At 73.1% G+C, this 24080-nt stretch carries 25 protein-coding genes; 14 read left to right on the forward strand and 11 right to left on the reverse strand.

Going from position 1 to position 24080, the window contains the following annotated elements:
- Positions 1-73: 73 nt before the first annotated feature.
- The 6 genes from C1708_RS02775 to C1708_RS02800 all read right to left on the reverse strand — a co-directional run bounded on the left by C1708_RS02775 (position 74) and on the right by C1708_RS02800 (position 6224).
- Positions 74-1093 (reverse strand): LacI family DNA-binding transcriptional regulator, encoded by a 1020-nt coding sequence (locus C1708_RS02775; RefSeq protein ID WP_106411126.1) that lies wholly within the window; start codon positions 1091-1093, stop codon positions 74-76.
- A 103-nt stretch (positions 1094-1196) separates the two neighbouring features.
- Positions 1197-1517, reverse strand: a complete 321-nt coding sequence (locus C1708_RS02780) for an L-rhamnose mutarotase (RefSeq protein WP_106411127.1) — start codon at positions 1515-1517, stop codon at positions 1197-1199.
- Between the two features lie 35 nt (positions 1518-1552).
- Positions 1553-2635, reverse strand: a complete 1083-nt coding sequence (gene rhaS, locus C1708_RS02785) for a rhamnose ABC transporter substrate-binding protein (RefSeq protein ID WP_106411128.1) — start codon at positions 2633-2635, stop codon at positions 1553-1555.
- Between the two features lie 28 nt (positions 2636-2663).
- Complete coding sequence (locus C1708_RS02790; RefSeq protein WP_106411129.1) at positions 2664-3677, reverse strand: ABC transporter permease; 1014 nt, start codon at positions 3675-3677, stop codon at positions 2664-2666.
- The gene (locus C1708_RS02795; RefSeq protein ID WP_106411130.1) at positions 3670-4710 is read right to left on the reverse strand and encodes an ABC transporter permease; all 1041 of its coding nucleotides are present in this window, start codon (positions 4708-4710) and stop codon (positions 3670-3672) included. Before C1708_RS02795 ends, C1708_RS02790 begins: the two co-directional genes overlap by 8 nt.
- On the reverse strand, positions 4707-6224 hold the full coding sequence (locus C1708_RS02800) for a sugar ABC transporter ATP-binding protein (RefSeq protein WP_106411131.1): 1518 nt from the start codon (positions 6222-6224) through the stop codon (positions 4707-4709). Before C1708_RS02800 ends, C1708_RS02795 begins: the two co-directional genes overlap by 4 nt.
- 262 nt (positions 6225-6486) lie before the next feature.
- Here C1708_RS02800 and rhaI point away from each other — a divergent pair, with 262 nt between their 5' ends.
- From rhaI to C1708_RS02845, 9 genes are all read left to right on the forward strand, one after another.
- Positions 6487-7647, forward strand: coding sequence for an L-rhamnose isomerase (gene rhaI / locus C1708_RS02805; protein WP_106411132.1), 1161 nt, complete (start codon positions 6487-6489; stop codon positions 7645-7647).
- 114 nt (positions 7648-7761) lie between these two features.
- Positions 7762-9798, forward strand: a complete 2037-nt coding sequence (locus C1708_RS02810) for a bifunctional aldolase/short-chain dehydrogenase (RefSeq protein WP_106411133.1) — start codon at positions 7762-7764, stop codon at positions 9796-9798.
- Positions 9795-11243 carry a rhamnulokinase gene (locus C1708_RS02815; protein WP_106411134.1) on the forward strand — a complete coding sequence of 483 codons (1449 nt, stop codon included), beginning with the start codon at positions 9795-9797 and terminating at the stop codon, positions 11241-11243. The genes C1708_RS02810 and C1708_RS02815 overlap by 4 nt, the downstream gene beginning before the upstream one ends.
- Positions 11244-11317: 74 nt before the next feature.
- Complete coding sequence (locus C1708_RS02820) at positions 11318-12073, forward strand: (Fe-S)-binding protein (RefSeq protein WP_106411135.1); 756 nt, start codon at positions 11318-11320, stop codon at positions 12071-12073.
- Positions 12070-13548 (forward strand): lactate utilization protein B, encoded by a 1479-nt coding sequence (locus C1708_RS02825; protein ID WP_106411136.1) that lies wholly within the window; start codon positions 12070-12072, stop codon positions 13546-13548. The genes C1708_RS02820 and C1708_RS02825 overlap by 4 nt, the downstream gene beginning before the upstream one ends.
- Positions 13545-14177, forward strand: coding sequence for a LutC/YkgG family protein (locus C1708_RS02830; RefSeq protein WP_106411137.1), 633 nt, complete (start codon positions 13545-13547; stop codon positions 14175-14177). The genes C1708_RS02825 and C1708_RS02830 overlap by 4 nt, the downstream gene beginning before the upstream one ends.
- A 197-nt stretch (positions 14178-14374) precedes the next feature.
- Positions 14375-14764, forward strand: a complete 390-nt coding sequence (locus C1708_RS02835; RefSeq protein WP_106411138.1) for a VOC family protein — start codon at positions 14375-14377, stop codon at positions 14762-14764.
- Between the two features lie 106 nt (positions 14765-14870).
- The gene (locus C1708_RS02840; protein WP_106411139.1) at positions 14871-15230 is read left to right on the forward strand and encodes a tetratricopeptide repeat protein; all 360 of its coding nucleotides are present in this window, start codon (positions 14871-14873) and stop codon (positions 15228-15230) included.
- Positions 15230-15874: a peptide deformylase gene (locus C1708_RS02845; protein WP_106411140.1), complete on the forward strand. Its 645-nt coding sequence runs from the start codon at positions 15230-15232 to the stop codon at positions 15872-15874. The genes C1708_RS02840 and C1708_RS02845 overlap by 1 nt, the downstream gene beginning before the upstream one ends.
- A 24-nt stretch (positions 15875-15898) precedes the next feature.
- Here C1708_RS02845 and C1708_RS02850 read toward each other — a convergent pair whose 3' ends face one another.
- Positions 15899-17356, reverse strand: coding sequence for a dihydrolipoyl dehydrogenase family protein (locus tag C1708_RS02850; RefSeq protein WP_106416119.1), 1458 nt, complete (start codon positions 17354-17356; stop codon positions 15899-15901).
- A 57-nt stretch (positions 17357-17413) separates the two neighbouring features.
- Between C1708_RS02850 and trxA the strand changes: the two genes are divergently transcribed.
- On the forward strand, positions 17414-17866 hold the full coding sequence (gene trxA / locus C1708_RS02855) for a thioredoxin (RefSeq protein WP_437076688.1): 453 nt from the start codon (positions 17414-17416) through the stop codon (positions 17864-17866).
- 256 nt (positions 17867-18122) lie between these two features.
- On the opposite strand, the gene C1708_RS02865 is transcribed toward trxA, so the two are convergent.
- Positions 18123-19160, reverse strand: coding sequence for a LacI family DNA-binding transcriptional regulator (locus tag C1708_RS02865; RefSeq protein WP_106416120.1), 1038 nt, complete (start codon positions 19158-19160; stop codon positions 18123-18125).
- A gap of 94 nt (positions 19161-19254) precedes the next feature.
- Positions 19255-19908: a TetR/AcrR family transcriptional regulator gene (locus tag C1708_RS02870; protein WP_106416121.1), complete on the reverse strand. Its 654-nt coding sequence runs from the start codon at positions 19906-19908 to the stop codon at positions 19255-19257.
- Between the two features lie 123 nt (positions 19909-20031).
- On the opposite strand from C1708_RS02870, the gene C1708_RS02875 reads away from it, so the two are divergent.
- A complete protein-coding gene (locus tag C1708_RS02875) occupies positions 20032-20598 on the forward strand; it encodes an NAD(P)H-dependent oxidoreductase (RefSeq protein ID WP_106411143.1) in 567 nt (188 codons plus the stop codon).
- A gap of 109 nt (positions 20599-20707) precedes the next feature.
- On the opposite strand, the gene C1708_RS36045 is transcribed toward C1708_RS02875, so the two are convergent.
- Positions 20708-21118 (reverse strand): XdhC family protein, encoded by a 411-nt coding sequence (locus C1708_RS36045; RefSeq protein ID WP_502696047.1) that lies wholly within the window; start codon positions 21116-21118, stop codon positions 20708-20710.
- Between the two features lie 77 nt (positions 21119-21195).
- On the opposite strand from C1708_RS36045, the gene C1708_RS33940 reads away from it, so the two are divergent.
- The gene (locus C1708_RS33940) at positions 21196-21363 is read left to right on the forward strand and encodes a hypothetical protein (protein WP_157951228.1); all 168 of its coding nucleotides are present in this window, start codon (positions 21196-21198) and stop codon (positions 21361-21363) included.
- A 25-nt stretch (positions 21364-21388) separates the two neighbouring features.
- On the opposite strand, the gene C1708_RS02885 is transcribed toward C1708_RS33940, so the two are convergent.
- On the reverse strand, positions 21389-22294 hold the full coding sequence (locus tag C1708_RS02885; RefSeq protein WP_106411144.1) for a LysR family transcriptional regulator: 906 nt from the start codon (positions 22292-22294) through the stop codon (positions 21389-21391).
- A 161-nt stretch (positions 22295-22455) separates the two neighbouring features.
- Here C1708_RS02885 and C1708_RS02890 point away from each other — a divergent pair, with 161 nt between their 5' ends.
- Together C1708_RS02890 and C1708_RS02895 are read left to right on the forward strand one after the other, a co-directional pair.
- The gene (locus C1708_RS02890; protein WP_106411145.1) at positions 22456-22695 is read left to right on the forward strand and encodes a hypothetical protein; all 240 of its coding nucleotides are present in this window, start codon (positions 22456-22458) and stop codon (positions 22693-22695) included.
- A 117-nt stretch (positions 22696-22812) separates the two neighbouring features.
- Positions 22813-24003 carry a CaiB/BaiF CoA transferase family protein gene (locus C1708_RS02895; RefSeq protein ID WP_106411146.1) on the forward strand — a complete coding sequence of 397 codons (1191 nt, stop codon included), beginning with the start codon at positions 22813-22815 and terminating at the stop codon, positions 24001-24003.
- Positions 24004-24080: the final 77 nt, after the last annotated feature.

Below are 24080 nucleotides of genomic sequence, written 5' to 3' on the forward strand. Positions count from 1 at the left end.
GGGCCGCGACCAGTTCAGCACATGTTCCTGCGGCCAACGACCCCGGGATCATGAAAATGTTTCTGAACGGCGGTCAGCGCGCCGACAGGCTGGAGCGCCGCACCACCAGTTCCGGGGCGAGCACGACCCGGCGGTGCTCGTGCGGGGTGTCCGTGGTCTCGGTCTCCTCCAGCAGCAGTTCGGCCGCCAGCGCCCCCATGGTGACGGCGGGCTGCCGCACGGAGGTGAGCGGCACGGCCGCCGCGGCGGCGAACTCGATGTCGTCGTAGCCGACGATGGCCAGGTCGTCGGGGACGCCGACGCCGGCCGCGTACATCGCCTGGAGCACGCCGAGGGCGAGCAGGTCGTTCGCGCAGAACACGGCGGTGGGGCGGCGGGCCAGGCCGAGGAGCCGGGCGCCCGCGTCGCGTCCGGCGGCCACGTCGAGCCGTTCGGTGGGCAGCTCGTGCAGGCTGTCGGGGCCGAGCCCGGCCTCGGCGAGGGCGTTCAGCGCGCCGGTGCGGCGGTCCCTGACCTGATGGAGTCCGGGCGGGCCGCTGACGTACGCGAGGGAGCGGTGCCCGGCGTCGACCAGGTGCCGCACGGCCAGGGCGCCGCCGGCCACGTCGTCGACGGAGACCGAGCACTCGGTGGTGCCCTCGGCGACCCGGTCGACCAGGACGAACGGGATGCCGTGCCGGCGGAACGCCTCGATGGTGCGGCCGGTGGCGTCGGCGGGGGTGAGGAGCACGCCCCGCACCCGCTGCTCGGCGAAGAGCGACAGGTACTCGGCCTCCTCGCTGGGGCTCTGGGCGCTGTTGCAGACCATGACGCCGAGGCCGGCCGCGCGCGCGGCCCGCTCGGCGCCGCGCGCCACGTCGACGAAGAAGGGGTTGCCCATGTCGAGGACGAGCAGGCCCATGATGCGGCTGCGGCCGGCGCGCAGCTGGCGGGCGGACTCGCTGCGGACGTAGCCGAGCCGGTCGATGGCGGACAGCACCCGGGCCCGGGTCCCGGCGGCGACCGTGTCCGGGCGGTTGATCACATTGGAGACGGTGCCGACGGAGACTCCGGCGACGCGGGCGACGTCCTTGATACCCACCGACTGGGCCATCGGACAGGAACCTCCAGGACTACGGGAGAGGGGGCGGCGGCGGGCTTCACACTACCCGCACGTCCGCCCCTTTCCGGCCACGGGCGGGAGGGGACCGTGACCGTCAGTCGAGGTGGAAGACCTCGGTGAGCGGGGTCATCGCCTCGTCGGGCCGGGAGCCGTCGAGGGACTCGAAGAAGGGCGCCATCTCGGCCTGCCAGCGGGCGTTGACCCCGGTGGCCGCCATGCCGGCCTTCGCCGCCTCGAAGTCGTCGGTCTCCAGGTAGCCGACGAGGAGGCCGTCGTCGCGCAGGAACAGGGAGTAGTTGTGCCAGCCGGTGGCCGAGAGCGCCTCGCGCATCTCGGGCCACACGGCGGCATGGCGTGCGCGGTACTCGTCGATGCGGTCCTGGCGGACCTTGAGCAGGAAACAGACGCGTCGCACGGAGCACCGCCCTTCCTCAAGCAGCCCGGTGGGGGTCAGAAGTCGAACTGGTCGATGTTGTCGGCGTTGAAGACGGTGGGCTTGCCGAGGTTGATCACGCCGTCCTCGCCGATGGTGTACTCGCCCATCGCGCCGGCCGTGAAGGGCTCGCCCTCCTTGCCGGTGATCTGGCCGGAGGCCAGGGCGACGGCGGTACGGGCGGCCAGCTCGCCGAGCTTGGCCGGGTCCCAGAGCTCGAACGCCTCGACGGTGCCGTTCTTGACGTACTGGCGCATGTCGTTGGGGGTGCCGAGGCCGGTCAGCTTGACCTTGCCCTTGTACGTGGAGCCGGACAGGTACTGGGCGGCGGCCTTGATGCCGACGGTGGTCGGGGAGATGATCCCCTTCAGGTTCGGGTGCTCCTGGAGCAGACCCTGGGTCTGCTGGAACGACTGCTGGGCGTCGTCGTTGCCGTAGGCGACCTCGACCAGCTTCATGTCCTTGTACTTGGGGTCCTCGAGCTCGTCCTTCATGAACTCGATCCAGGTGTTCTGGTTGGTCGCGGTCTGCGCGGCGGACAGGATCGCGATCTCGCCCTTGTAGCCGATCTGTTCGGCGAGCAGCTGCACCTCGGTGCGGCCGAGGTCCTCGGCGGACGCCTGGGAGACGAAGGCGTTGCGGCAGCTGGGGGTGGTGTCGGAGTCGTAGGTGACGACCTTGATGCCGTTCTTCATGGCCTGCTTGAGCGCGGTGCACAGGGCACCGGGGTCCTGCGCGGAGACGGCCATCGCGTCGACCTGCTGCTGGGTGAGCGTGTTGACGTAGGACACCTGGCCTGCGGTGTCGGTGGCGCTGGTGGGGCCGACCTCCTTGAAGGTGGAGCCGAGTTCCTTGACGGCCTTCTCGCCGCCCTTGTCGGCGGTGGTGAAGTACGGGTTGTTGACCTGCTTGGGCAGGAAGCCGACGGTCAGGCCCTTCTTGGTCGCGGCGTCCGGGTCGGCCTTGCCGGCGGAGGCGGCGGCGCCGCCCTCGTTCTCGACGTCCTCCTTGGTGGTGCCGCCGCAGGCGGTGGCGGCCAGGGCGAGGGAGGTGACGGCGGCGAGCGCCGCGCAGGTACGGCGGAGGGATGCCTTGCGCATGATGGGTTCCTTGGGAGCGAGAAGTTTTTCAGGGAGTCGGGGTGGGCGCCTTGGACGCCGGTGGTGCGGCGGCCGACCGGCGTCCGGCACGTGCGACGGCGATCTGCCGGGCGACACGGGGACCGAGGACCGACAGGACCAGCAGCACACCGGTGACGACGATCTGGGACTGCGCGGACACGTCCTGCAGGCTCATCACGTTCTGCAGTGCGCCGAGCAGGAAGACACCGGCAATCGCGCCGCCGAGCGTCCCCTTGCCGCCGTCGAAGTCGATGCCGCCGAGCAACACCGCCGCCACGACGGAGAGTTCGAGGCCGGTGGCGTTGTCGTAGCGGGCACTGGCGTAGTGCAACGCCCAGAAGACACCCGTGAGGGAGGCCATGAGCCCCGTCAGGGTGAACAGGATCAGCTTCTGCCGCTTGACGCGGATGCCGGCGAACCGCGCCGCCTCCTCGCTCGCGCCGATCGCGAACAGCGACCGGCCGAACGGAGTGGCGTGCAGGGCGACGACGGCGATCGCGAGCAGCACCAGGAAGGGCAGGAGGGCGTACGGGACGAACGTGTCGCCGATGCGTCCGGCGGCGAAGTCCAGGTACTGGGTGGGGAAGTCGGTCACCGCGTCGGAGCCGAGCACGATCTGTGCGATGCCCCGGTAGGCGGCGAGGGTGCCGATGGTGACGGCGAGGGACGGCAGTCCGAGACGGGTCACCAGCAGGCCGTTGATCAGGCCGCAGACGGCACCGATCACGAGGCAGATCGGAATGATCGCCTCGATGGCCATGCCCTGGTTCCACAGCGCGCCCATCACCGCACCGGACAGGCCGGCCGTGGACGCCACGGACAGGTCGATCTCGCCGGACACCACGAGCAGCGTCATGGGGAGGGCGATCAGCGCGATCGGCAGGGTGTTGCCGATGAGGAACGACAGGTTGAGGGCGTTGCCGAAGCCGTCGACGGTGGTGAACGACAGCAGCAGGACGACCACGAGCAGGGCGCCGACCACGGTGTCCCAGCGGACGGCGCGCGTCAGGGACTCAGGCATGGCGGGCGTTCCTCTTCTTCAGGGCGGAGGCCACGCGCAGCGCGACGATCCGGTCGACCGCGATGGCGAGGATGAGCAGGATGCCGTTGATGGCGAGCACCCACACGGAGCTGACTCCGAGGGCGGGCAGCACGCTGTTGATGGAGGTCAGCAGCAGCGCGCCGAGAGCCGCGCCGTAGACGCTGCCGGAGCCGCCGGTGAAGATCACGCCGCCGACCACGACCGCGCTGACGACGGTGAGTTCGTAGCCGTTCCCGGTGCCGGAGTCGACGTTGCCGAACCGGGCCAGGTACAGGGCGCCCGCGAGGCCGGCGAGGGCGCCGCAGAAGGTGTACGCGGCGAGGATCCTCTTGCGTACGGGGATGCCGGCGAGCCGGGCGGCCTCCGGGTTGGATCCGAGCGCGTACAGCTCGCGTCCGCTGCCGAAGTGCTTGAGGTAGTACGCCGTCGCCACGAGCACCGCGAGCGCGATCAGCGCCAGATACGGCACGGCCGAGATGCCGCCGGAACCGAAGTCGACGAATCCGCCGGGGAGGTCGGCGGCGGTGATCTGACGGGAGCCGACCCAGACGGAGTCGATGCCGCGGATGATGTACATCGTGCCGAGGGTGACGACGAGCGCGGGCACCTGGCCGAGGCTGACGAGCAGGCCGTTGAGCAGTCCGAAGCCGATGCCGAGCAGGACGGCGAGGGCGACGGCGACGACCGGGTTTCCGCCGTCCTGGAGGTAGACACCGGCGGCGAAGGCGCTGATGCCGAGGGTGGAGCCGACGGACAGGTCGACGTTGCGGGTGATGACGACCAGGGACTGGCCGGTGGCGACCAGGACCAGGATGGTCGCGTTCAGCAGCAGGTCCTTGATGCCCTGTTCGGACAGGAACGCGCTGTTGCCGGCCTGGGTGACGGCGATCATCACCAGGAAGACGACGAGGATGGCGAGTTCGCGCATCTTGAAGACGCGGTCCACCAGCCGGGTGGCGCCGGCCTGCGGCGCCTCGGCGACGGGGACTTCGTCGGGAGCGGCGACCGTCATGCGGCGGCCCTCCCCGTGGCTGCGGCCATCACGGTTTCCTCGGTGGCGTCGGTGCGGGGGATCTCGGCGGTGAGGCGGCCCTCGTGCATCACCAGCACGCGGTCGGCCATACCGAGGATCTCGGGCAGGTCGGAGGAGATCATCAGGACGGCGACGCCGTCGGCGGCGAGCTGCGACAGCAGCCGGTGCACCTCGGCCTTGGTGCCGACGTCGATGCCGCGCGTGGGCTCGTCGACGATCAGTACCTTCGGTCCGGTGGCGAGCCACTTGGCGAGGACGACCTTCTGCTGGTTGCCGCCGGACAGGGTGTTCACCGTGTCGGCGATCCGGGCGTACTTGACCTGGAGCTTGACGGCCCAGTCGAGGGAGCGGCTGCGTTCGGCGCCACGGTCCATCAGGCCGGCCCGCACGGTCGTACGGAGGCCGGTGAGGCCGATGTTGCGCTCGATGGACATGTCCATCACCAGGCCCTGGGCGCGCCGGTCCTCGGGGACCAGGGCGAGGCCCGCGGCCATGGCCGTGGACGGGGCGCCGTTGGTGAGCCTGCGTCCGTCGACCTCGACCTCGCCGGCGTCCCAGCGGTCGATGCCGAAGACCGCGCGGGCCACCTCGGTGCGTCCGGCGCCGACCAGTCCGGCGAGGCCCACGATCTCGCCGCGCCGCACGTCGAAGGAGACGTCGGTGAAGACGCCCTCGCGGGTGAGTCGGCGCACGCTGAGAGCGACCTCGCCGGGTGTGACGGCCTGCTTCGGGTAGAGCTCGGCCAGGTCACGTCCGACCATGCGGCGGACCAGGTCGTCCTCGGTCATGCCGTCCAGTGGCTCGCTGGAGATCCAGGCGCCGTCGCGGAGCGTGGTGACCCTCTGGCAGATCTGGAAGATCTCCTCCAGGCGGTGGGAGATGAACAGGACCGCGGCGCCCTGTTCGCGCAGGGTGCGCACGACGCCGAAGAGGCGGGCGACCTCGCTGTGGGTGAGGGCGGCGGTGGGCTCGTCCATGATCAGGACGCGGGCGTCGAAGGAGAGCGCCTTGGCGATCTCGACGATCTGCTGGTCGGCGATGGACAGTCCGCGGGCGGGCCGGTCCGGGTCCAGTGCGACGCCGAGCCGCCGCATCAGGGCGGTGGTGGCGTCGTGGGTGGCGCGGTGGTCGATCCGGCCGAGCGCCTTCCGGGGCTGCCGGCCCATGAAGATGTTCTCGGCGATCGACAGGTCGGGGAAGAGCGTGGGCTCCTGGTAGATCACGGCGATGCCGGCGTCGCGGGCGTCACCGGGGCCGTGGAAGACGACGGGCTCGCCGTCGAGCAGCACCTGGCCGGCGTCCGGCCGGTGCACTCCGGCGAGCGTCTTGATGAGGGTCGACTTGCCGGCTCCGTTCTCTCCGGCCAGGGCGTGCACCTCCCCGGGGAACAGCTCCAGGGAGACGTCCCGCAGCGCACGGACCGCGCCGAAGGACTTGGAGATGCCCTTGAGCGCGAGAACCGGGGCCGGACCCGTGTCGGACGGGTGGGTCATGAGGGCTCCTCGACGACGTCGGCGGGGCGGCCCTGGCGACGCCGTGAAAGGTTTCAACTGGATTGCCGGGACGTTAGGCGCGTCACACATGTCACGTCAATGGGTCCCGGTCGAAAAACTTTCAGCGGCTCCAGATCACGCGCAGGTCACGGCGGACCGGCAGGGCCGCAGGGGTTGACACCCCTGCGGGAGGCACCTAGCTTCGCGTTCTGAATCGTTTCATCCAGTGGTCGTCACGACCCGATGTCACAGGAGCCCTGACGTGACCGAGCGCGCCGCGGTGAAAGCCGCCCTCAAGACCCAGGCCGTCGAGACGCCGTCGTGGGCGTACGGCAACTCGGGCACCCGGTTCAAGGTGTTCGCGCAGCAGGGCGTCCCCCGCGATCCGCGGGAGAAGCTGGACGACGCGGCGAAGGTGCACGAGTTCACGGGCGTGGCGCCGACCGTGGCGCTGCACATCCCCTGGGACAGGGTCGACGACTACGCGGCGCTGGCCCGGCACGCCGAGAACCGCGGGCTGCGGCTCGGCGCGATCAACTCCAACACCTTCCAGGACGACGACTACCGCCTCGGCTCCGTCTGCCACCCGGACGCGGCCGTGCGCAGGAAGGCCGTGGACCATCTGCTGGAGTGCGTCGGCATCATGGACGCGACCGGCTCCAAGGACCTGAAGCTGTGGTTCGCCGACGGGACGAACTATCCCGGGCAGGACGACGTCCGGGCCCGGCAGGACCGGCTGGCGGAGGCGCTCGCCGAGGTGTACGAGCGGCTCGGCGACGACCAGCGGATGCTGCTGGAGTACAAGCTGTTCGAGCCGGCGTTCTACACGACGGACGTCCCCGACTGGGGGACGGCGTACGCACACTGTCTGAAGCTGGGACCGAAGGCTCAGGTGGTGGTGGACACGGGGCATCACGCGCCCGGCACCAACATCGAGTTCATCGTGGCGACGCTGCTGCGGGAGGGGAAGCTCGGGGGGTTCGACTTCAACTCGCGGTTCTACGCGGACGACGACCTGATGGTCGGCGCGGCCGACCCGTTCCAGTTGTTCCGGATCATGTACGAGGTGGTCCGCGGGGGCGGGTTGTCGGGGGACGTGGCGTTCATGCTGGATCAGTGCCACAACGTGGAATCGAAGATTCCCGCCATCATCCGGTCCGTCATGAACGTGCAGGAAGCCACCGCCAAGGCGTTGTCGGTCGATCGGGACGCGTTGGCCGAGGCTCAGCGCGCGGGGGATGTGCTCGGCGCGAACGCCGTGCTGATGGACGCGTTCAACACGGACGTCCGTCCGCTGCTGCGGGAGGTGCGGGAGGAGATGGGGCTGGATCCCGATCCCATGGCGGCGTACGCGCGGTCGGGGTGGGCCGAGAAGATCGTGGCCGAGCGGATCGGCGGGGAGCAGGCCGGCTGGGGGGCGTGAGCGTCTGCCGGTTTCCTGTTCGTCGCGGACTGCGGGTTCGTCCCGGCTGGTCGCGCAGTTCCCCGCGCCCCTGGAGGGGCGTTTGCCCACCCTCTTCCTCAAGGACTGGTTGTCATGATCAACAGCGAAGTCGCTGCTCTGCTTGCTCGGTCGCATCGGCTGGGGGCTGATCCCCGGAACACCAACTACGCCGGAGGGAACGCCTCCGCCAAGGGGCGGGAGGTGGATCCCGTCACCGGGGGTGACGTGGAGCTGATGTGGGTCAAGGGGTCCGGTGGGGATCTCGGGACCTTGACCGAGGACGGACTGGCCGTGTTGCGGCTGGACCGGCTGCGGGCGCTCGTCGACGTGTATCCGGGGGTGGAGCGCGAGGACGAGATGGTTGCCGCGTTCGACTACTGCCTGCACGGCAAGGGGGGTGCGGCCCCGTCGATCGACACCGCGATGCACGGGCTTGTCGACGCCGCGCACGTCGACCACCTCCACCCCGACTCCGGGATCGCGCTCGCCTGCGCGGCCGACGGGGAGAAGCTGACCGCCGAGTGCTTCGGCGACACCGTGGTGTGGGTGCCGTGGCGGCGGCCCGGGTTCCAGCTCGGGCTGGACATCGCCGCCGTGAAGGAGGCCAACCCGCAGGCCATCGGCTGTGTGCTGGGCGGGCACGGGATCACCGCGTGGGGGAACACCTCCGAGGAGTGCGAGCGGAACTCGCTGCACATCATCCGCACCGCCGAGGCGTTCCTCGCCGAGCGCGGCCGTCCGGAGCCGTTCGGGCCGGTGATCGAGGGGTACGAGGCGCTGTCCGAGGAGGAGCGGCGGGAGCGGGCCGCCGCGCTGGCACCGTACGTGCGGGCCGTCGCCTCGCAGGACCGGCCGCAGGTCGGGCACTTCGACGACTCCGACGCCGTACTGGACTTCCTGGCCCGCGCCGAGCACCCGCGGCTGGCCGCGCTGGGGACCTCCTGCCCGGACCACTTCCTGCGCACCAAGGTCCGGCCGCTGGTCCTGGACCTGCCGCCGTCCGCCCCGCTCGACGAGGCGGTCGCCCGGCTGAAGGAGCTGCACGCCGCCTACCGCGAGGAGTACGCCGCCTATTACGCGCGGCACGCGCAGGCCGACTCCCCCGCGATGCGCGGGGCCGACCCGGCGATCGTGCTGGTGCCGGGCGTGGGCATGTTCAGCTTCGGCAAGGACAAGCAGACCGCGCGCGTGGCCGGCGAGTTCTACATCAACGCGATCAACGTGATGCGCGGGGCCGAGGCGGTCTCCACGTACGCGCCGATCGAGGAGTCGGAGAAGTTCCGCATCGAGTACTGGGCGCTGGAGGAGGCCAAGCTCCAGCGGATGCCGAAGCCCAAGCCGCTCGCGACGCGCGTCGCGCTCGTCACCGGCGCCGGCAGCGGGATCGGCAAGGCGATCGCCCAGCGGCTGGTGGCCGAGGGCGCGTGTGTCGTCGTGGCCGACCTCAACGGGGAGAACGCCGAGCGGGTCGCCGAGGAGCTGGGCGGCTCCGACAAGGCCGTCGCCGTGACCGTCGACGTGACGTCCGAGGAGCAGATCGCGGATGCCTTCAAGGCCGCCGTGCTCGCCTTCGGGGGAGTCGACCTGGTGGTGAACAACGCCGGTATCTCGATCTCCAAGCCGCTGCTCGAGACGTCCGCGAAGGACTGGGACCTCCAGCACGACATCATGGCCCGCGGCTCCTTCCTCGTCTCGCGCGAGGCGGCCCGGGTGATGACCGCGCAGGAGCTGGGCGGCGACATCGTCTACATCGCGTCGAAGAACGCCGTGTTCGCCGGCCCCAACAACATCGCCTACTCCGCCACCAAGGCCGACCAGGCCCACCAGGTGCGCCTGCTCGCCGCCGAGCTGGGTGAGCACGGCATCCGGGTCAACGGCGTCAACCCGGACGGTGTGGTGCGCGGTTCCGGGATCTTCGCGGGCGGCTGGGGTGCACAGCGGGCGGCCGTGTACGGGGTGCCGGAGGAGAAGCTGGGCGAGTTCTACGCCCAACGGACGCTGCTGAAGCGGGAGGTGCTTCCGGAGCACGTGGCGAACGCCGTGTTCGCGCTCACCGGGGGCGACCTCACCCACACCACCGGACTGCACGTCCCGGTCGACGCCGGCGTCGCCGCCGCCTTCCTGCGATGAGCGGCGGGGTGGGGGCGTACGCGGCGGTCGACCTCGGGGCGTCCAGCGGGCGCGTCATGGTCGGCCGGGTCGGCCCCGGCCGTCTGGAGCTGACGGAGGCGCACCGGTTCCCGAACCGCCCGGTGCGGGTGCCGGAGGGGCTGCGCTGGGACGTCCTGGGGCTGTACGCCGGGGTGCTGGACGGGCTGCGGGCGGCCGGCGCGGCCGACTCCGTCGGCATCGACAGCTGGGCCGTCGACCACGGGCTGCTGGACGCGGACGGGGCGCTGCTCGGCAATCCCGTGCACTACCGCGACGGCCGGACGGACACGGTCGCCGAGAAGGTGTGGGCGACCGTGCCCGCCGGGGAGCTGTACGCGGCGACCGGGCTGCAGTACGCGCCGTTCAACACGCTGTACCAGCTCGTCGCGGCGCGCGGCACACGGCAGTTCGCGCAGGCCGAGCGGCTGCTGCTGATGCCCGACCTGCTGACGTACTGGCTGACCGGGGAGCAGGGCACCGAGCTGACCAACGCCTCGACCACCCAGCTGATCGACCCCCGCACCCGCACCTGGGCGCACGGGGTGGCGGAGCGGCTGGGCATCGACCTCGGGCTGTTCCCGCCGCTGCGCCTGCCCGGCGACCCGGCCGGAGTGCTGCGGCCCGAGGTGCTGGAGGAGACCGGGCTGACCGGGCCGGTGCCGGTGACGGCGGTCGCCTCGCACGACACGGCGTCCGCGGTGGCCGCGGTGCCGGCGGACGGCGAGCGGTTCGCGTACATCTGCACCGGCACCTGGTCGCTGGCCGGGCTGGAGCTGGACGCGCCGGTGCTGACCGAGGAGAGCCGGGCCGCGAACTTCACCAACGAGCTGGGGCTCGACGGCACGGTCCGCTACCTGCGCAACATCATGGGCCTGTGGCTGCTCCAGGAGTGCCTGCGGGCCTGGGGCGAGCCGAACCTGGGCGCGCTGCTGCGGGAGGCGGCCGGGGCGCCGGCGCTGCGGTCGGTGGTGGACGCCGGGGACAGCGCGTTCCTCGCGCCGGGGCGGATGCCGGAGCGGATCGCCGAGGCGTGCCGCGCCTCGGGGCAGTCGGTGCCGGACTCCCCCGCCGCGACCGTGCGCTGCATCCTCGACTCGCTCGCCCTGGCCCACCGCACCGCCGTCGAGGACGCGCAGCGGCTCGCCGCACGGAGCGTGGACGTGGTGCACGTCGTGGGCGGCGGCGCCCGCAACGCCCTGCTGTGCCAGCTCACCGCCGACGCCTGCGGGCTGCCGGTGGTGGCCGGACCGACCGAGGCGGCGGCGTTCGGCAACGTGCTGGTACAGGCCCGCGCCCAGGGGCGGGCCGGCGATCTTCCCGGCACGCGGCGGCTGCTGGCCGCCACCCAGCCGCTCACCCGCTACGAGCCGCGCGGCGACGCCCGGCGGTGGGAGGCGGCCCGCGCCCGGCTCACCGGGGACTGACCGGGTCTCCCCGAGGCGCCCGGACCCGCACTACCCTGCCCATCACCCGATGATCGACTGGACGAGGAGCCGCGATGCGTGTCGCACTGTTCCTGACCTGCGTCAACGACACGCTGTACCCGGACACCGGCCGTGCCGTGGTGAAGCTGCTCACCCGGCTGGGCGTCGACGTCGACTTCCCCGTGGCGCAGACCTGTTGCGGACAGGCGCACTACAACACCGGGTACCGGCACGAGGCGGAGCCGATGGCCCGTCACTTCGCCGACGTCTTCCGCGACCACGACGCGATCGTGACGCCGTCCGGGTCGTGCGGGGCGATGGTGCGGGAGCTGTATCCGCGGATGGGTGAGCGAGCCCGGGCGGAGGGCCGCGGTGACACCCTCGCGACGGTGCTGGCGCCGGTGGTGCCGAAGACGTACGAGCTCACCGAGTTCCTGGTGGACGTGCTGGGGGTGACCGACGTCGGGGCGTACTACCCTCACCGGGTGACGTACCACCCGACCTGTCACGGGCTGCGCTCGCTCGGTCTCGGCGAGCGGCCCCTGCGGCTGCTGCGCGCGGTGAAGGGGCTGGAGCTGGTGGAGCTGCCGGGCGCGGACGAGTGCTGCGGGTTCGGCGGCACGTTCGCGCTGAAGAACGCCGACGTGTCGGCGGCGATGGGCACCGACAAGGTGCGCAACGCCGAGTCGACGGGCGCGGAGGTGCTGTGCGCGGCGGACAACTCCTGTCTGATGCACATCGGCGGCACGATGACGCGGCTGCGGACCGGCATGCGGCCGGTGCACATCGCGGAGATCCTGGCGAGCACGGAGGAGGACCCGGCCGTATGAGCGGAACGTTCGTCGGCATGCCCGCTTTCCCCGCGGCGGCCCGGGAGGCCGTGCGGGACACCACCCTGCGGGGCAATCTGCGGCACGCCACGCACACCATCCGCGCCAAGCGGGCGCGGGCGGTCGCGGAGCTGGAGGACTGGGAACGGCTGAGGCAGGCCGGAATGCGGATCAAGGACCGCACGCTGCGCCATCTCGACCGCTATCTGGTGCAGCTGGAGGAGTCGGTGACGGCGGCGGGCGGCACCGTGCACTGGGCCACGGACGCCGACGAGGCCAACCGGATCGTCACCGAACTGGTGAAGGCGACCGGTGAGTCGGAGGTCGTCAAGGTCAAGTCGATGGCCACGCAGGAGATCGGGCTCAACGAGGCCCTGGAGGCGGAGGGCATCGCCGCCTACGAGACCGATCTCGCCGAGCTGATCGTGCAGTTGGGCAAGGACCGGCCGTCGCACATCCTGGTCCCGGCGATCCACCGCAACCGCGGGGAGATCCGGGAGATCTTCACCCGGGAGATGGGCGAGTGGGGCCGCCCCGCGCCCGAAGGGCTGACGGACACGCCCGCCGACCTGGCCGAGGCGGCGCGGCTGCACCTGCGGGAGAAGTTCCTGCGCGCCAAGGTCGGCATCTCCGGCGCCAACTTCATGGTCGCCGAGACCGGCACGCTGGTCGTGGTGGAGTCCGAGGGCAACGGACGGATGTGCCTGACCCTGCCGGAGACGCTGATCTCGGTGGTGGGCATCGAGAAGACCGTGCCGACCTGGCAGGACCTGGAGGTGTTCCTGCAGACCCTGCCGCGCTCCTCGACCGCCGAGCGGATGAACCCGTACACCTCCATGTGGACCGGGACCACGGACGGGGACGGACCGCGCGCCTTCCACCTGGTGCTGCTGGACAACGGCCGCACCGACACCCTCGCCGACGAGGTGGGCCGGCAGGCGCTGCGCTGCATCCGCTGCTCGGCCTGTCTGAACGTGTGCCCGGTGTACGAGCGGGCCGGCGGCCACGCCTACGGCTCGGTCTATCCGGGGCCGATCGGAGCCATCCTCAGCCCTCAACTCCGGGGCATCGGGAGCGAGATCGACGCGTCCCTGCCCTACGCCTCGTCGCTGTGCGGGGCCTGCTACGAGGTGTGCCCGGTCGCCATCGACATCCCCGAGGTGCTGGTGCGTCTGCGGGAGCGGGTGGTGGAGGGCGGCGAGGCCGTCCGCGAGGGCAACAAGGTGCTGTTGCGGCCGGCGAAGGGCCACGCCGCCGAGCGGGCGGCGATGCGCGCGGCCCGCTGGGCGCTCACCCGGCCCGGCGCGCTGCGCACCGGACAGCGGCTCGCCTCGCGCACCCGACGGCTGCATCCGCGCACCCTGCCGGGGCCCGGCCGGGCGTGGAGCGGGACCCGGGACCTGCCGCCGGTGCCGGCGGAGCCGTTCCGGGACTGGTGGCAGCGGACGCGCGGCGGAAAGGGGGATGCCTCGTGAACAGCAGGGAGCGGATCCTGGGGCGGGTGCGCCGGGCGCTGGCGGACGTACCGCCGGGTGAGGACGCGGCGGTCGAGCGGGACTACCTGCGCGAGCACGGGGAGCGGACCGTCGAGGAGACGGTGGACCTGCTGGCGGAGAACCTGGCGGACTACCGGGCGGTCGTGCACCGTACGGACGCCGAGGAACTGCCGTACCTGATCATGCGGTTGCTCGCCCAGCGCGGACCGCGGTACGTGCTCGTGCCGCCGGGGCTGCCACCGGAGTGGATGTCGGCGGCCGACCCCACGCGCGTGCACGACCGCGCGGTCAGCACTCCGCGGGAGCTGGACGAGGTGGAGAGCGTGGTGACGGGCTGCGCCGTGGCCGTCGCCGAGACCGGCACCCTCGTGCTCGACGGCTCCCCCGACCAGGGCCGGCGCCGCATCAGCCTGATCCCCGACCACCACATCTGCGTGGTGCGCGTCCCGGACCAGGTGGTGGCGTCCGTCCCGCAGGCCCTCGAACGCCTGGACCCGACCCGCCCGTTGACGTGGATCTCCGGCCCCTCCGCGACCAGCGACATCGAGCTGGACCGGGTCGAGGGCGTGCACGGGCCGCGCACCCTGGAGGTCGTGCTGGTCCGGTGAACGGCCCGCCGGGAGGCGGAGGCGGCCCACGCCGTCGCAAGAGCGCGCGACACGTGCCCGCGTCCGGACCGGTGAGCGGCGGGTCGCGCGCGGACCCGGCACCGGGATCCTCCACGAGGGCGCGCGACCGCCGCACGACGTCGCCCCCGGGCCGCGCCGTGGCCGTCCCGCACGCCGGATCGCGAGAGGATCGGGGCATGACCGATTCCTCAGCTCAGATCAACGCCCTCGTCGTCGACGCGACGGACCCCGAGCGTCTCGCCGCGTTCTGGTCGGACGTGCTCGGCAGGCCGGTCGTGGGGCGCACGGGCCCGTACGTCTGGCTGCGCCGGGAGAACGGCCTCGGGCTGGGCTTCCAGCGCACCGACGCGCCCGCGTCCGGCAAGAACCGGATGCACTTCGACATCGCCGCCCCCGATCCGGCCGCCGAGCAGCGCCGGATCGAAGGGCTCGGCGGACGGCGGCTGGAGGGGTACGACGACGGCGGGTTCCTGGTGATGGCCGATCCCGAGGGGAACGAGTTCTGCGTCATCCCCGCGGGGTCCTTCGAACTCGACGACGAGGGGCGCGCGCACTACCTCGACTGACCGCGGCCGACGGGCGGCTCCGGCGACGTCGCCGGGGCCGGCCTCCGCGGGGCGGAGGGAATACCGGGGCGGCCGGTCCGGTTGCCGGGCGCGAAGGAGGTGCCAGGTGGACACGACGTACTACGACCACGGAACGCCCGCCGAGCGCTGGGAGCGCGCGGGGATGTTCTTCGACGCCAGGGACTACACCGCCGCCGCGCGGGTCCTGAGCAGCCTGGTCGAAGAGGTGCCGGAGCAGACCGGTCCGCGTCTGCTGCTCGCCCGCGCCTACTACCACTCGGCTCAACTGCGCCGTGCGGAGACCGAGTTGCGGATCATCGTGGAACGGGACCCGGTGGAGCACTACGCCCGTCTGATGCTCGGCCGCACCCTGCAGCGGCAGGGGCGGGACGCCGAGGCGCAGCCGCATCTGCGGCTCGCGGCCGCGCTGGGGGCACGAGCCGACGGGCATGCGATCCTGACGTGATGGACACTCCGAGCGATCGCGTGCCGTTGGCCGAGAGGGTCGAGCGGCTTCTCGCCGAGGAGGGGCCGTTGCCCCTCGTCGCCGCCGGGCATCCGGTGCTGCGGCGCCGCACCGAGCCGTACGACGGACAGCTGGACCCGGTGCTGCTGGCGCGGTTCGTGCAGGCGCTGCGGGTCACCATGCGCGCGGCGCCCGGTGTCGGGCTGGCCGCGCCGCAGGTGGGGGTGGGGCTGCGGATCGCGGTGATCGAGGACCCGGCGCCGGTGCCCGAGGAGGTGCGGGTCGCGCGCGGGCGGGAGCCGCAGCCGTTCCGGGTGCTGGTGAACCCTCGGTACGAGCCGGTCGGCGCGGAGCGGGCCGCGTTCTTCGAGGGGTGTCTGAGCGTGCCGGGCTACCAGGCGGTGGTGGCGCGGCACGCGTCGGTGCGACTGACCGGGCAGGACGAGGACGGGCGGGCGCTGGACGAGGTGTTCACCGGCTGGCCCGCCCGGATCGTGCAGCACGAGACCGACCACCTGGACGGCACGCTGTACCTGGACCGGGCCGAGCTGCGCTCGCTGTCCTCCAACGAGGCGGCGGCCCGGTACTGGGCGCAGCCGACGGCCGGGGAGGCGGCGCGGGCGCTGGGCTTCGACCTGCCGTGAGCCCGCCCCTGTCGGAGGTGCCGGTCAGGCGTCCCGGTAGGCCTCCAGCAGCCGCAGCCACACCTCGCTGATGGTGGGGTACGACGGGACGGCGTGCCACAGCCGGCCGACCGGGACGCGGCCGGCCACCACGACGGTCGCCGCGTGGATCAGCTCGCCGACGCCGGGACCGACGAGGGTGACACCGCGCACGATCTCGTCCTCGAGGTCGACGACCATGCGCGCCCGGCCCCGGTAGTCGTCGCCGTACAGGCTCGCGCCCGCCACCGAGGACAGGTCGACGTCCACGGCCCGCACCCGGTGGCCGGCCTGCTCGGCCTCGGCGAGGGTGAGGCCGACGGAGGCCGCCTCGGGATCGGTGAAGACGACCTGCGGGACGGCCGCGTGGTCGGCGGTGGCGGTGTGCGCGCCCCAGTCCTCGCTCCGCACCGGCTCCCCGGCGGCCCGGGTGACGATGGCGGCGCCCGCGATGCGCGCCTGGTACTTGCCCTGGTGGGTGAGCAGGGCTCGGTGGTTGACGTCGCCGACGGCGTACAGCCAGTCGTGGCCGGTCACCCGGAGGGTGTCGTCCACCTCCAGCCAGGAGCCGGGCTCCAGGCCGATCGTCTCCAGGCCGAGGTCGTCGGTGCGGGGGGCGCGGCCGGTGGCGAAGAGGATCTCGTCGGCCTCGATCCGGTCGCCGGTGTCGGTGAGGACGACGACGGTGCCGTTCTCCCTGGTCACGGACTTCACGGAGGTGGCGGTGCGGACGTCGGCGCCGGCCTCGGTGAGGGCCTCGGCGACCAGCTCGCCGGCGAACGGCTCCATGCGGCCGAGCAGGCGTTCGCCGCGCACCAGGACGGTGACGCGCGAGCCGAGCGCCTGCCAGGCGCAGGCCATCTCGGTGGCGACGACCCCGCCGCCGACCACGGCCAGCCGGCCCGGCGCGGAGCGGGCGCCGGTGGCCTCGCGGCTGGTCCAGGGGCGGACCTCGTCGAGTCCGGGCAGATCGGGCAGCCGGGCGCGGCTGCCGGTGCAGACGGCGACGGCGTGGCGGGCGGTGAGGACGCGGCGGCCGCCGTCGGGGCCGGTGACGGTGACGGTGCGCGGGCCGCTGAGGCGTCCCTGGCCGCGGTACAGGTCGGCGCCGGTGCCCTCCAGCCACTGGACCTGACCGTCGTCCTTCCAGCCGGAGGTGAAGGAGTCGCGCCGGGCGAGCACGGCGGCGGTGTCCAGAGGGCCCTGGACGGACGCGCTCAGGCCGGGCAGGCGGCGGGCGTCGGCCTGGGCGAGGACCGGGCGCAGCAGGGCCTTGCTGGGCATGCAGGCCCAGTAGGAGCACTCGCCGCCGACCAGTTCGCTCTCCACCACGGCGGTGGAGAGCCCGGCGGCGCGGGTGCGGTCCGCGACGTTCTCGCCGACCGGTCCGGCACCGATCACCACGACGTCGTAGGCGGTCGCTTCCGTGTGCGTCTCCGTGTGCGTCGTTCGCGTTTCCGTCATGACGTCAGTCTGGTGGGTGGTGTGCCCGACGGCCACACGGGTAGGGGCGCGGAATACGTGACCGGTCGGCCGTGTTGTGCCGACACCCGAGCCGACAGCAGGAAGAGGGACCAGACCATGAGCGCCACCGTCGAACTCACCAAGGAGAACTTCGACCAGACGGTCACCGACAACGAGTTCGTGCTGATCGACTTCTGGGCGGAGTGGTGCGGACCCTGCAGGCAGTTCGCGCCGGTGTACGAGAAGGCGGCCGAGGACAACCCGGACCTGGTGTTCGGCAAGGTGGACACCGAGGCGCAGCCCGAGCTGGCCGCCGCCTTCGGCATCCAGTCGATCCCGACGCTGATGATCGTTCGCGACCAGGTCGCCGTGTTCGCCCAGCCGGGCGCCCTGCCGGAGGCCGCGCTGACGGACGTCATCGGCCAGGCCCGCAAGTTGGACATGGACCAGGTGCGGCAGCAGATCGCCGAGCAGCAGGCGCAGCAGCAGGGCAACGGTCAGGGCGCCTGAGCCGCCGGAGCCTCGGAGCCGGGCCTGCGCCCGGACGCGCGGCGTGCGGGGCGGCGGGCCGGGGGTTCGCGCCACCCGGCGCCGACGGGGGCCGTCGCGCCCGCCCGTGCCGCCGCGGCGGCATGAGCGCCCGCGGCCTGCGGCGGTCGACGCGCGCCCGCAGCGACGCCATCCGCACGCACCGCATCGAGCGCTCCCGGTCGTGCGCCTCCCCGGGCACGCCCCCGGTGAGGCGGACCCTGCCGGGCGTCGAGGGTCAGCTGGACTCCCGCCGCACCACCGACGCCCCCAGCACCTTGTGCGCCTCCGGCGCGGCAGCCGGGTCGCGGACGGCTCGGTCGACCAGGTCGGCCAGTTCCTGACCGGACGGTAACTCGAGGTGCACGGTGCTGAGCCGAGGACGCAGCAGCCGCCCCAGCGTCAGGTTGTCCGCGCCGACCACGGCGGTCTCCTCGGGGATGCGGATCCCCTCGTCCTGCAGCGCCCTCATCAGCAGCATCGCGTACTCGTCGTTGTACGTGAACACCGCGTCGAGGCCGAGGTCCCGCCAGCGGGCGGCGAGCCGGGCGGCGGCCTCCTCGTCGTACGCGAGCGGCAGCTCGGTCACCGTGGCGTCCGTGCCGTGCACCGCGGCCCGCACCCCCGCCAGGCGGGGCGCGGAGAACGTGTCCAGGCCCGGCTCCCCCGGCACGACCACGCCGATCCGTCGGCGCCCCCGGTCGAACAGGTGGGCGCCCGCGCTGTGCCCGACCACGTCGTGGTCCATGAGCAGGGCGTGCGCGCCCTGCACGGTCTCGGGGCCGAGCGTGACGACGGCCCGCGCCCCGGAGCGCTTGAGCACCTCCACGCCGCGCGGCCCGAGCCCGGAGCCGGGCACCAGCACCGCCACCGGGCGCAGCTCGGCCCAGGCACGGGCGGCCTCGTCGTCGTGCACGCCGACGGTGCCGTACTGGACGACCGTGTAGTCGAGCAGGCTCAGCGCGGCCTGCAGATCGTTGATGAACTTGCTGTACAGCGGGCCCACGGGGAACGCGGGCGCGGGCATCAGGACCATGCGGCTGTGCCCGGCGCGCAGGCTGCGGGCGGCCGCGTGCGGGACGTACCCGAGTTCGCGCGCGGCCTCGCGGACGCGGCGGCGGGTGGGTTCGCTGATCCGTACGGCCCGGGCGTTGTTCAGCACGTAGGAGACGGTCGCGCGCGAGACGCCGGCCAGGCGGGCCACATCGGCGCTCGTGGGCACGGAGCGCGTCGGTGCGGGGGGCGCGGGGGCGGGCGGGTTCGGTATCTGCACCATGACGTACGGCATCTTCGCAGAAGCCGTAACGCGGCCTTGAATCGGGGGAGTTGGGAGGGACGGGCCGGGGTGCGAGCGGGGGCGTCCGGGGAGGTCAGGCGGCGGTGCCCGTGATGCGGTCGACCAGATCGGTCCAGGCGTCCTCCAGGCGCTGCCGGGACATGCCGCACTGGTGCGTCAGGTGGTGGACCAGGGCGGGCTCGAGCTGGGCCAGCAGCGTGTGGGCGAGCAGGTCGCAGTCGGCGTCCGGGACCGCCTGGCGCAACAGCAGGGAGACGTGGTGGTGCCGCACCCGGTAGGGCGGGACGGTGAAGCGGCGGCCCGCGTCCGGCTCGGCCGCGAGCTGGAGCTCCAGGTCCTCCACGGTGCGGTGCAGGGCGGCACGGCCGAAGGCGCGCAGCCGCTCGGCCGGGGGCGCGCCCGGACCCAGCGGCGGGGGGCCGCTGAGGAAGGCGGCCTGGAGCTTCTTCTCGCTGTGGTCGAGGAGGGCCATCAGCAGACCGGTGCGGTCGCCGAAGCGGCGGAAGACCGTGCCCTTGCCCACGCCGGCCGCCGCGGCGACCTCCTCCATGGTGACGGCGTCGGCTCCGCGCGCGGCGACGAGTCCGGCGGCCGCCTCCAGCAGGCGGGCCCGGTTGCGGGCGGCGTCGGCGCGCAGGCAGGGCTCGTCGCCGCCGAGACCGAGCTGCAGCAGCTGCGGCTCGACGGGCTCCGGGGGCGTCGGGGCGGACGGAGGCGCGGCGGACATGAAGCCAGGGTAAAGCATCGGGAATGAAACTGGACCGCAGTCCGGTTGGAGTGCTACAACTGCAAATCGGACCCCGGTCCGCATCGTGTCGCAGGTCATAGTCCACCCCCCTTGGAGTTCCTCATGTCTGTTCGCATCCTCGCCCTCGTCGGCAGCCTCCGCGCCGGCTCGCACAACCGTCAGCTGGCCGAGGCCGCCGTCAAGCTCGCCCCCGCGGGCGCCGAGATCGCACTCCACGAGGGGCTGGCGGAGATCCCGTTCTACAACGAGGACATCGACGTCGAGGGCGGCGTGCCGGCCGCCGCCGCCCGGCTGCGCGAGGCCGCCGCGGGCGCGGACGCGCTGCTGCTCTTCACCCCGGAGTACAACGGCACGATCCCGGCCGTGCTGAAGAACGCCATCGACTGGCTGTCCCGGCCGTTCGGCGCCGGCGCCATCGGCGGAAAGCCGGTCGTCGTGGTCGGCACCGCCTTCGGCCAGTACGGCGGCGTCTGGGCGCAGGACGAGGCCCGCAAGGCCGTGGGCATCGCCGGCGGCAAGGTCGTCGAGGACATCAAGCTGTCCATCCCCGGCTCCGTGACCCGTTTCGCCGAGACCCACCCGGCCGACGACAGCGAGGTCGCCGAGCAGCTGGCGGAGGTCCTGAACCGCCTGCACGCCCTGGTCGACGGCGAGCGGACCGCTGCCTGACGCACACGTCCTGGGAGGGGCCGGAAGCGGATGCTTCCGGCCCCTCCCAGCGCTCGGGGGCGCCGCCGACCGCCGCCGGCGGGACCGGCGGAACCAGTCCCGCCGCCCTTCACGCCGGCAGCCGGCCGCCCGGGACGCCCCGCGCGGCCGGTCCGCGAGGCCGCCCCGGCCACCGGACACCACGGGGGCGCCCACGCAGGCCGGAGGTCTCCCCGGATCCCGTGTCACCGGACGGACGGACCCCGGCCGTCCCCCGCCCGCACCGCCGCCGTGGCAGGCCGCCCGTCGTGGTGGACCGGTGTCGACGTCGTGGCCGACCGCGGAGGCGTCCTCGTCGCCGTGACCGAGACGGCCCGGTCCCGCTCATCCCGTCCGCGAGGGCCTCGACGCACAGTCCGTACACCGCGCCCTCGACGCAGCCGCCGGGCACCGAACCGGTCACCGTGCCGTCCCGGCCGGCGGCGAGGGCGGCGCCCGGACCGCGGGACGCGTTGCCGCCCACGGGGACGACAGTGGCCATGGCGAGCTCCCGGCCCTCGGCCGGCGGCGCCGCAGGTCGCCGGCGAGGTCGAGCGTGCCGACCGGGCCGCCGGGGCCGTGGCCCTCGATCCGGACGGCCTCGACGTGCGGCACGCCGGCGTGGGCGGCGACGTGGCAGCCGGCCGGGTCGGCGCCGTGCAGGGCGCCCGGGACCGGGTGGCGCTGTGCTGGACGCACGGCCTGCGGGACGGTGTGACGTGCGCGGTCGTGCGGGCGCCGCGGTGACGCGGGGCCGGGCGGGCGCGACGGGTCAGGCGACCGCCGCGGGGGCCAGTTCGCGCAGCTCGTGGAGGGCCGCCGCGACGGCCGGGCGGGCGTGGCCGCCGGTGCGGGTGGCGGTGAGGAGTCTGCGGTGGGGGTCGCCCGTGCAGCGGACGCGGGTGATCGGGAGGTGCGGGGTGACGTGGGCCAGGCGTGGGATCAGGGCCACGCCGAGGCCGTGGGCCACGAGATGCGCCGTCGCGTTCCAGTCGCCGGCGTGGTGGACGACCTCCGGGGCGAAGCCGGCCGCGCCGCACGCGGCCATGACCTGGAGCCGGCACGGGCTCTCCGGCACCGGGGCGATCCACGGCTCGCGCGCCGCCTCGGCCAGGCCGATCCGGTCCCGCCCGGCCAGCGCGTGCCCGTCCGGCACCACCAGGTCGAACGGGTCGTCCAGCAGCGGCTGCTGGTCGAACCGCGTGTCGCTCATCGGCGGGTTGTGCGGGGTGGACTCCACCACGGCCAGGTCGGCGGCGCCCTCGAAGAGCAGGTCGAAGATGCCCGGTACCGCCGCCTCCGTGACCCGTACCGACAGCCTCGGGTGGCGCTCGCCGAGCCGGGCCGCCAACGGCGCGAGCAGCACCGAGACGGCCACCGGGAAACCGGTCACCCGCAGCACCCCGGCCGGGTCGCCGTGATCGGCGCGCAGATCCAGCTCGGCCTGGTCCCAGCGGGCCTGAATGGCGTCGGCGTGCGCCAGCAGGCTCTCGGCGGCCGGGGTGAGGCGCACCCCGCGGCCCTGGGGTTCCAGCAGGTCGACGCCGAGGTCGCGGGCGAGCTGGCGGATCTGCTGGGAGGCGGCCGAAGGCGTGAAGTGCAGGGCGCGGGCGGCCGCGGTGACCGTGCCGTAGTGGGCGACCGCTCGGAGAACGTGGAGCCGGCGCAGGTCAATCATGAAGTCGAGGCTTCACAATGGCGTGCGCAAAGTCAACCTGGACGTGAACATAACCGACGGCGCACCCTTGACGTGTCACGACCGACGACAGACACACGAGTCACGTGAGACACGTGAGACACGTGAGACACGTGAGACACGTGAGGATCCGAGGAGTCGCCATGACCAGCACGACCGGCGCCACGGGCACGACCGGCACCGCCTGCCCCTACTGCGGGTGGCCGGACCGGGCGGAGCCGTTCCGGGTCGTCTCGCGGCACGCCACCGCGGCGGGCAGCACCGTGTGGACGCGCTGCGGCTGCGGCTCGCTGCAGGTCCGCGCGGTGGACGCGCGGGGCATGCGCGTCGTGTCCCGCAGCCGGCCCGCCGACGTCCCGGGGGCCCGGACCGACGGCAGGTGACCAGCGGGTGGGCGGACCGGCTTGACAGGCGGTTCGCCCCGGCCGTACTCATCGCGTAGTGATCGCGTACCGGCCGAGGGCGGCCGGTGACCGGGGACCCGGGTGCGGGCAGGAGGCGTGGACGTGCGGAGACTCCCCTTGTCCGGGGTGACGGTGGTGACCGTGGAGCAGGCCGTGGCCGCGCCCTACGCCACCCGGCAGCTGGCCGATCTCGGCGCCCGGGTGATCAAGGTGGAGCGGCCGGGCGAGGGCGACTTCGCCCGTCGCTACGACACCGCCGTGCACGGCACGTCCAGCTACTTCGTGTGGATCAACCGCTCGAAGGAGTCCCTCACCCTCGACCTGAAGGATCCGCGCGGACTGGACATCCTGCACGAACTGCTCGCGGACGCCGATGTGTTCGTGCAGAACCTCGCGCCGGGCGCGGCCGGCCGGCTCGGACTGGGCGCCGAGGACCTGGCCCGCCGTCATCCGCGGCTGATCCCCTGCGCGATCTCCGGCTGGGGCACCACCGGCCCGTGGGCCGGCCGCAAGGCGTACGACCTGCTGGTGCAGTGCCAGACGGGTCTGGTGTCGCTCACCGGCACCCCGGAGGAGACCGCCCGCACGGGCATCTCCGTCGCCGACATCGCCGCCGGGATGTACGCCTACAGCGGTGTGCTCACCGCCCTCTACACCCGCGCCACCACCGGCGAGGCGCACCCCGTGGAGGTGTCCCTGTTCGAGGCGCTGGCGGAGTGGATGGGGCAGCCCGCCTACTACACCCGGTACGGCGGCGCCCAGCCGCCGCGGCTGGGCACCCAGCACGCGACGATCGCCCCGTACGGCACGTACCGGGCCGCGGACGGCCGCGAGGTGCTGTTCTCCGTCCAGAACGAACGCGAGTGGGCCGCGCTGTGCCGGGAGTTCCTCGCCCGGCCGGAGCTGACCGACGACCCGCGGTTCGCGACGGGTCCGGACCGCGTGGCGCACCGGGAGGAACTGAACGCGATCGTGGCGGACCGCTGTGCCCTCGACGACGCGGCGGACCTGCTCACGGGCCTGGAGGGCATCGGCATCGCCTGCGCCGGGGTCAACGACGTCGCGGCGTTCCTCGACCACCCGGTGCTCGCCGCGCGCGGCCGGTGGCGTGAGATCGGGGTGCCGGGCGGCACCGCGGAGGCGCTCCTCCCGCCGGCGGACCTCGCCGGCATCCCGGCGCGCATGGATCCGGTCCCGGCGGTGGGCGAACACACGGAGACGATCCTGCGCGGCCTGGGCCGCACCCCTGAGGACATCGCGGCTCTGCGGGGGGACGGGGTGATCTGACCCGGTCGGGCGGCGCCCGGGTGGTACGCCGGACAGCGGGGATCCAGCGAGACACCGCCGGGAAGCCGCACGCCCGC

This window comes from Streptomyces sp. DH-12 (assembly GCF_002899455.1).
Lineage (GTDB): Bacteria > Actinomycetota > Actinomycetes > Streptomycetales > Streptomycetaceae > Streptomyces.